The sequence below is a fragment of the Treponema ruminis genome (genome assembly GCF_014201975.1).
Classification (GTDB): Bacteria; Spirochaetota; Spirochaetia; order Treponematales; family Treponemataceae; genus Treponema_D; species Treponema_D ruminis.
Genome location: NZ_JACHFQ010000015.1, coordinates 1 through 1486 on the forward strand (window position 1 = coordinate 1; position 1486 = coordinate 1486).

Consider the following 1486-nt stretch of genomic DNA (forward strand, 5'->3'; position numbering starts at 1 on the left):
TGACATGAACCCCTAATAGGTGACGTTTTTTTGCTGATTTCAATAATCCTAAAAATAGTTGTTTAGGTCAACCCTTATTCTTTTCCTAGTGGATATTTTTCAAGAAACATAGCAGGGGAGAGATCTCCTAATTGTTTCTTAAGCCTGAAATTGTTGTAATACAGAATAAAATTCCTTACTTGTTCAAATACATCCTGAGAAGGAATCCTGCATTCCTTAAATGCTTTCTTAGTCCATTTCGCATAGAATCCTTCTGTTTTCAAAATTGAATTAAAGGATTCCATTGCTGCATTATCCCAGCATTCGCCAACGTCAGAACAGCTCTGTGTAATTCCAAGTGATACAAGAAAATCTCTGTAATCATAACTTGTATAAGAACTGCCTTGATCTGAATGAATTATGGTATCCGTTAAATCAATTGATTCAGACAGCAATCTTACAGTTTCAATACACAGATATGAATCAGGACTTGAACCAATTTTCCAGGCAACGACTTCGCGGTTATACAGGTCTTCTATGATGTTCAGATAATAAACACCATCACTTGTATAAAGATATGTAATATCCGTTACAAATATTGATCTCGGATACGGGCTAAAAAAGTTTCTGTTCAACACATTTGCCGGTACAGTTTCTTTTAGCTGTTTACGTCTCGCATATACTTCCGGACTATATTTTTTACGTCTTACGACCGAATTAAGGCAGTTTTCACGCATTATTCGAGCTACTTTCTTATGATTTATCAAATACCCCATAGAAATAAGCTTTCTGGTCATAGCTCTATAGCCAAGAGTATAATCTAGCTGCGTCTGAATCGATCCAATAAGCTTTATCAATTCTGCGTCAGGATTTACTTTTTCTCGGTTTTGGACGTATTCGTAGAAACATTTTCTGGTGACTCCTGCGACAGAGCAGAGTCGGGTGATGTTTGTACATCGTCCTGATCTGAGAAGATGGAGAATGCATTCGAATCTTTTTTTTTAGGAATCTCTTTGGGATTATATCCCATCAATTCAGTAAGCGTTTCAAGGTAGGCTACCTTATCTCTTAGATATCGAATTTCGGCATCTTTTGTCCTAAATTCAGGTTCTTCGCTTTTCAATTCATTCCTCTCAATAAGTCCCGTATAATCGCTTTTAGAACTTTGTAATTCGATTATACCTTTTTGAGAAGCTTGATTTAAGGCTTTTTCCGGTGATTCAACCCATTTCTTTAAGGTACATGGAGAAATTCCATACTCTCTAGCAATCTGAAAATATCCGCCTTTACCAGCCATATAATCAGAAATTGCAGCCGCTTTTGTTGCAGGGCTTACATTCATAAAAACTCCTTGCAAAAAAACGTCACCTATAAATGGGTTCAGTCATTTCATGTTGGTCCCAAAACACGAAATTTGTAACCTATAATTGGGTTCAGTACTTTATAAGGTGTAACCTTATATGGGGTTCATCCCTTAAAAAGCGTAACGTAAATGGGGGTCAGACCA

General features: G+C 36.7%; 2 protein-coding genes. Both read right to left on the bottom strand.

All coding sequences use genetic code 11. The features are described 5' to 3' along the window. Positions 1-74: 74 nt before the first annotated feature. Positions 75-962, bottom strand: coding sequence for an IS3 family transposase (locus HNP76_RS14215; protein ID WP_184661737.1), 888 nt, complete (start codon positions 960-962; stop codon positions 75-77). Further along, a complete protein-coding gene (locus HNP76_RS14220; protein WP_184661735.1) occupies positions 851-1321 on the bottom strand; it encodes a helix-turn-helix domain-containing protein in 471 nt (156 codons plus the stop codon). The genes HNP76_RS14215 and HNP76_RS14220 overlap by 112 nt, the downstream gene beginning before the upstream one ends. Between the last annotated feature and the right edge of the window lie 165 nt (positions 1322-1486).